Source organism: Tepidibacter sp. Z1-5 (assembly GCF_037844525.1).
GTDB lineage: Bacteria > Bacillota > Clostridia > Peptostreptococcales > Peptostreptococcaceae > Tepidibacter_A.
Genome location: NZ_JBBMMD010000009.1, coordinates 81,975 through 88,714, shown reverse-complemented (window position 1 = coordinate 88,714; position 6,740 = coordinate 81,975). Strand labels below are relative to the sequence as shown.

The window sequence follows — 6,740 nt, the reverse complement described above, 5'->3', positions numbered from 1 at the left end:
GTACATATGAAAATTTAAAGGTTATTTCAAGAGATGGTTCAATAGTATATAAAAATGCTATATCTTTAGCACACCCAAAAGCTATACAAGTAAGTGATAGATTTCATCTATTAAAAAATTTGACAGAGTATTGTAAAACATATCTAAAAACAAAATTTAATGTAAATGTAGTAATTGATGAAATAAAAGAATGCTCTGGTAAAAAAGCTGAAGAAAATCAAATTCAATATTTAACATTAGAAGCCAAATGGAAAGAGGTAAGCAAATTAATAGAAAGTGGAATTTCTAAGTCATTAGCATGCAAACAATTTAATTTAAATATTAAAACTTACAATAAATTGATAAAATTAAGCACAGAAGATCTCAATGACTATTTTTTAAATACATTAGAAAAAAGACAACAAATAAAAAGGGAACAAAAAAATCTAATAATTAATAAAGCTAGAGAATTGAATAAAGAAAAATATTCATTAATTAAAATAAGCGAAATCCTGGGTGTAGATAGAAGAACTGTTAAAAAATATATCGATCCATTATATACCCCAAAATATACTCGTCAAGGAAGATTAAGTATACTAGATCAATATAAAATAGAAATAAAAGATATGTTAAGCAAGGGAATTAGCATGGCTGCGATATATAGAGTTATATCAGGAAAAGGATATAAAGGATCTAATTCAAATCTAAGACATTATTGTTCCAAGTTAAAAAAGGAGTTTAATAGTAATCCTAAAAGTTTTAGAAATAAAATAATTACAATAAAAAGAAGTATTTTATTAAGAGGTCTATATAAATCTCTAAAAAGTATACCTGAATTAGATAAAAAGACAATAGAAATTATAAATAAAAAATATCCATTTTATATAAAAATTATAGAGCTTATCAGTAAGTTTAAGTTATTGCTAAAAGAAAAAAACGTAGAAAATCTTACAAATTGGATTGTAGAAGCAAAATCACTAAATAATTCATACATAAATTCTTTTATAAATGGTATAAAAAGAGATATTGAAGCTGTTAAAAATTCAATTAAATATGAATATAACAATGGATTAGCGGAAGGAAGTATCAATAAATTAAAAGTAATTAAACGTATAATGTATGGAAGAAATAGTTTTGAAATGTTAAAAAATAAGGTTTTATATATTGAATCAACTTAATTATTCAACTAACAGTGGAAAGAACCATAACTTTTATAAAAGATAATTTTAGTGTATTCTATAGTATAGACAGATTTAATGATATTAAAATTGTTTAAAAGGAGTAATATTCATGAAAAAAATTTTTATTTTTAATTTAATAAATGTATTATTTTTTCTAATATTTTATATTATATATTTTTTTCAAATGAGTAAAGAATTATACGGAGTAGGCTTTCTTCCATTTTTTCACCTTATAGGCATACCATTTACTATAATATTAATATGTATTTTAAACTATAAAAAAATAATCCTAAAACATAAAAAAGAGATTATATTAAAAATTTTGATTGCGATATTTTTATTTATTGCGTTTACTAAAGTTATTGATTATAAATATAGATATATACTATGGGATTATTACAATAGATACGATTATGATACTTTATGGGAACTCGAAGAATATAAAAATAAGCCTAAAAACTATATAAATTTAACTAAATTATTAAGAAAACATGTAAATAATGTGAGATGGATAAATGAAGGATTTAATGATGGTAAAAAACAAGGTAGATTTTATTTGATAAATCATTCTTATTATGTATTTTTAAATAGAAATAATACCAAAGTATTAGATATAGTTAATGGAGAAAAAATATTGAAACAACATTTAGACTTAATAAATAACAAAAAAGATATAAAAATAATAAGTAGTTATATATCTTCGGTTGAAATGAGAATTAAATATAGAAACTCTAATGACAAAATTGTAGAATATTATATCGAGCCTAAAATTGAAAATGATAAGATTAAGTTTTATGTTAAAACTATTTAAGAAATGTTTTCCATGATAGTTAGTATACTGCATATCTGAAAAATGTTTTTTGTTATAGGTTTTAATATTATTTTAAGTTGATTATTGTTATATATAAAAAGCTCCATGGCCAAATTTTATATTTTAATTATTAGCATTGATAGAAAAAATATAATAAAAATTTATATTTTAAAAGAACTAATGTTCTGTTATAATTTAAAATAGAGGTGAAGATATATGGGGAGAAGAATTAATGAAATAAATAAGGAGTCTGAAGAAGAGATTACAGAGAAAGATTTAAAAGTAATGCTTATTGCTGAAAAGTTTTTAAGAGAAAATGGATTTGCTCTTATGAAGGAATTTGAAGATGTAGTAACTAAAATAGCTTTGATAAATAATAAATAGAATTAAAAATACATATATAAATGAAAATACACTACCTATAATATAAGTAGTGTATTTTTTGATGTTGATATAAAGATTCTTTGCACAGAAAATATTTATATCACAAAAGGTATAATTAGACAAAAAAACTCAAAAACCTTTAAATAAATTTGAAATTTTACAAATAATTAGCAAGTATGTATTGGGTTTGAAATTAGGATAATTAGTTTCTTATATTAATATAGTATAGGTTAATGCTCATAGTTTTTATTTATTTATCTATTTCATTGAAATAGTGAATGAGTTTGTAGTAGATTTTTCTGCTTATAATTGTATTTTGTTTTTCCCAACCTATATATGCATTTTCAGATATACCTAATATTTTAGTAGCTGCATGAATTGTAAGTTTATTTTTTTCTCTCCAGTTCTTTAGAATATCTCCATAATCTTTTATAATAAATTTAGAATAACTATCACAAAGAACTTCTTCTCCTAAAACATTTACAAGATTAATCAAAACCTTTCTTGAAGGATATGCAACACCACTTTCATAATTGGCTATACCAGAACCAGTAATATTTATTAAGTCACCTAATTGTTTAGGTTTTAGATTTTTATTCATTCTAAGCTTTTTAATACGTTCTCCAATAGTATCAGAACTTGAAAGTTCATATGTTTCAGGTTTTTCAGGTTTTAGTTTAAGGTTAATATGCTTTGGTACTGTCGCAATACTATCAACCATGCTCACGCCAGCTTATACGATGTGACACTTATAGAGAGCGCAGTTAGAAATAAAATAATAGATATGGGAATAAAGATAATCTTTAGAACAAGAGTTGTAGATGCACATGTTGAAGATAAAACTATTAAATATATAAAATTGGATAATGATACTAATATTATAGCTGATTCATTTGTAGAAACTACAGGATCAACAGGTCCGATGGGAAATTGCTTAAAGTATGGTAATGGTTGTTCTATGTGTGTCTTAAGATGTCCTTCGTTTGGTGGAAGAGTTAGTATTACTAAAAAATGTGGTATAGAAGATATAATTGGAAAGAGAAAAAACGGAACATATGGTGCTTTTAGTGGATCTATAAAACTCAATAAAGAATCTTTAAGTGATGAAATAAGAGAGGAACTAAATAAAAATGGGGTTTGTATAATACCACTTCCAAAAGAAGAAATTAATGAAGAAAAATTAGATATAAAGGTATGTCAGCAGTATGCATTGGAGGCATTTGCTAAAAATCTGGTTCTTCTAGATACAGGACACGCAAAATTAATGGCTCCTTTTTATCCTTTAGAAAAGCTTAGAAGGATAAAGGGGTTTGAAAATGTCAAATTTGAAGATCCGTATTCAGCGGGTATAGGTAACTCTATAAGATATTTATCTATTGCTCCAAGAGATAATAACTTAAAGGTTATAGGTCTTAACAACTTATTTGTTGCTGGAGAAAAATGTGGGCTTTATGTAGGTCATACAGAAGCTATATGCACAGGGTCTCTAGCGGGGCATAATAGTGTTAGAAATACGATAGGAATTCCTCTGTTACAGCTTCCTGCAAATACAGTTATTGGCGATATAGTATCTTATGCAAATGAAATGATGCATAAAGAAGGAGGAGATAAATTGAGATTCACCTTCGCAGGATCTATTTTCTTTGAAAGAATGAAGGCAAGAAATTTATATACAACAGATCCTGATGTATTGTATGAAAGAATTAAGAAGGTTGGGCTTTTGAATATATACGATGAGAGATTGATTTGAAGAAGTTGAAGCTGTGGCATTGATTAGGTGCCATGGCTTCTTTTTTGTCTATTAAGCTAAAGGTAGCATTTATGAACAGTAATTTTTGAGGCTACATTTGCTCCATCGAAAGATTGAACAAATAATAGGGAAACAACTTACAAGTAACAAAATAAAAGATAGAAATTATAGACAGGAATTAGTAGACAAAGGAATAAAAAATATAATAGAGATTGGAATTGCTTTTGAAGGAAAAGAAGTTTTAGTTAAAGAATTGAATAGATAAATTAAGGAAAAACTGCTATGGATAGTATTAGAAATGATGCTAGTTATGTATAAACACGATTTTAGCTATCTTGCTAGGATCATACGGACAGAGTATTTCTGATTATATACACGATAACATAACTATTAAAGTTTATTTAGCTAAATTATTAATATTTTCTATAAAATTAAGCTCTTCATCAGATTCATCTTCAACCCAACTCATTTCCTCATGAGAAGAAGTATACACCCAAACAGAACCATCTTCTTTGATGAAACACAAATCTTCTGGTAGATTAGGCTGTACCCAAGAATATAAACTATCAGCAGATTGAAGTAATATGTTTATGGAATGTTCATTTAAAGAATAGTGATATATAGTTACAGGATCTCCATCTTCAAACCTTTGAGTACCAGGCCATTCATAGCCTTTCTTTTTTTCTTTTAAATATGGTTTTAATCTATCTAATACTTTTGCTCCATTTGTATTTAATTCTATTTCAGGTACAACAACCAAAATAAATTCAGTACATTTTGTAATAGAGTGTTTAAGTAAATATGTATATTGTTTTCTATTTGAGATGTTTAACATAAATGCAACCTCCATAATGTTATGTATTTGCTTCATATATATAATACTATATTTATACAAAGTATTAAATAATAGGTTGTTATATGATAAAATATACAATAAATGTAAAGGGTGAAATTTATTGTTGTAGAGGTGATGAAAAATGAGTATAAGTAAGTTGCCTAAAGAATATAAAGTAAATAAAATGAAATTATCATTGTTATTATCCAAAAAAAAAGTAAATTTTGTAATGTTATTTTAAATTCTGTTGGAAACAATTCTTTGCTGTCTATGCTTAAATACAAGCCTGAAATATTAACAAACGGGTATTATTCTTTTGATATTTCCCATTTTTCAAGACTAAATGCTCTATCTGGTTGTATAATAAAGAAGGTCAACAATAAAGAAATGGTATATGATATTTTATTTTGTGACTTGCAACACGATGAGGAAAGGCTTGGAAAAGATTTTTGCACAAGGAGATGTTACAGACGTGGAAAAGCATATGTTTCTGACAAAGGGGTGAATTCTTATGTTTGTTATCATAACAATGAAGAAAATATTATTAATATCAATATGTGTTATGTTACTTTTTACAGGTGTAATATATGCAAAGGATATTAATGAAATAATATTAAATGGTGAAGTTATGACATTCCCTGTTGAGCCAATTAACGAAAAAGGAACAACTCTTGTCCCTATGAGGACTATTTTTGAAGCATTAGGAGCAACTGTAATATGGAATAGCGAAGATAAATCTGTATCTGCAGTGAAGGATGATATTAATGTGTGTTTGCAGCTAGATAGCTTTATAGCAAAGATTAAGGATGAAGAATTTACTTTAGAAGTGGCTCCTAAAGTCGTAAATGGAACAACTTTAGTTCCGATAAGATTTGTTACTGAAACATTTGGTGGAGATGTAGATTGGGATGCTGAAAATAAAAGAATTATAATAGAAACATCTGAAACTAAAAAAATGACCTGGCCTGTACCGAGTTGTAATAGGATAAGTGCTTATTTTGGAAGGTCATATTATATACCAAAAATCAAGGGTAAAAAAATATATACAGGTATAGCTATACCAGCTAAAGAAGGAAGTACAATTGTTGCTTCGGCAGGGGGGAAGGTAATACTAGCTAAAGAAGTTGGAGGATATGGTAATGTAGTCTTTATTGATCATGGAGAAGGCATTGTTACAATATATGCACACTGTAGTGAACTGCTTGTAGAAGAGGGGAGTCAAGTAAAAGAAGGGGACAAAATAGCAAAAACAGGATCTACTGGTAGAGCAACAGGACCTTGTCTACATTTTGAAGTTAGAGTACATGGGAAGTATGTCGATCCACAAAACTATGTAAAACCAATTGAAAAAAGTATAAACGAAGAATATAATTTGAAAATATCAGATGCAAAAGAAAAATTGAATTTATTATGCCAACAAATAAACAATAAGGCTGATTCAGAAAATATTAAAGAATTATTAATTGATTTTATAAAAAATACTGCAGATGAATCAATACTGTACATATATTTTGCAAAAGAAACAGGAGAAGTGTGTATAGAACCATATATGGAGTTCCCAGAGGATTATGATGCTAGAAGAAGAACTTGGTACAGACATACTAAGGAAGAAGGAGAATATATTACAGAGGCATATACAGACATTATTAGTGGTAATAAAGTGATTACTATAACAAAGGGTATTTATGAAAATGGAAAATTCATAGGTGTAGTTGGATTAGATTTGATTTTAGAATTTGGGCAATGATATTTGAGTCCTTTATACATGTATAAGAAAAGCAAAAATTATGCTTATTGCTG

8 protein-coding genes are annotated in these 6,740 nt (G+C 26.7%); 6 read left to right on the top strand and 2 right to left on the bottom strand.

Going from position 1 to position 6,740, the window contains the following annotated elements; translation table 11 throughout:
- The 3 genes from WJW32_RS02380 to WJW32_RS02370 form a co-directional block, all read left to right on the top strand.
- On the top strand, positions 1 to 1,157 hold a 1,157-nt coding region (locus WJW32_RS02380), incomplete at its 5' end, for a transposase (protein WP_340254424.1).
- A gap of 112 nt (positions 1,158 to 1,269) precedes the next feature.
- Complete coding sequence (locus WJW32_RS02375) at positions 1,270 to 1,971, top strand: hypothetical protein (protein WP_340254421.1); 702 nt, start codon at positions 1,270 to 1,272, stop codon at positions 1,969 to 1,971.
- 216 nt (positions 1,972 to 2,187) lie between these two features.
- Positions 2,188 to 2,355 carry a hypothetical protein gene (locus WJW32_RS02370; protein ID WP_340254418.1) on the top strand — a complete coding sequence of 56 codons (168 nt, stop codon included), beginning with the start codon at positions 2,188 to 2,190 and terminating at the stop codon, positions 2,353 to 2,355.
- Positions 2,356 to 2,605: 250 nt separating this feature from the next.
- On the opposite strand, the gene WJW32_RS02365 is transcribed toward WJW32_RS02370, so the two are convergent.
- Positions 2,606 to 3,076, bottom strand: a complete 471-nt coding sequence (locus WJW32_RS02365; protein ID WP_340254415.1) for a helix-turn-helix transcriptional regulator — start codon at positions 3,074 to 3,076, stop codon at positions 2,606 to 2,608.
- Between the two features lie 21 nt (positions 3,077 to 3,097).
- Here WJW32_RS02365 and WJW32_RS02360 point away from each other — a divergent pair, with 21 nt between their 5' ends.
- On the top strand, positions 3,098 to 4,105 hold the full coding sequence (locus tag WJW32_RS02360) for an FAD-dependent oxidoreductase (RefSeq protein WP_340254412.1): 1,008 nt from the start codon (positions 3,098 to 3,100) through the stop codon (positions 4,103 to 4,105).
- Positions 4,106 to 4,202: 97 nt separating this feature from the next.
- Positions 4,203 to 4,370 carry a hypothetical protein gene (locus WJW32_RS02355; protein WP_340254409.1) on the top strand — a complete coding sequence of 56 codons (168 nt, stop codon included), beginning with the start codon at positions 4,203 to 4,205 and terminating at the stop codon, positions 4,368 to 4,370.
- 132 nt (positions 4,371 to 4,502) lie between these two features.
- Here WJW32_RS02355 and WJW32_RS02350 read toward each other — a convergent pair whose 3' ends face one another.
- Positions 4,503 to 4,940 (bottom strand): hypothetical protein, encoded by a 438-nt coding sequence (locus tag WJW32_RS02350; RefSeq protein ID WP_340254406.1) that lies wholly within the window; start codon positions 4,938 to 4,940, stop codon positions 4,503 to 4,505.
- A 511-nt stretch (positions 4,941 to 5,451) separates the two neighbouring features.
- Between WJW32_RS02350 and WJW32_RS02345 the strand changes: the two genes are divergently transcribed.
- Positions 5,452 to 6,687, top strand: coding sequence for a stalk domain-containing protein (locus WJW32_RS02345; protein WP_340254403.1), 1,236 nt, complete (start codon positions 5,452 to 5,454; stop codon positions 6,685 to 6,687).
- The last annotated feature ends 53 nt before the right edge of the window (positions 6,688 to 6,740 follow it).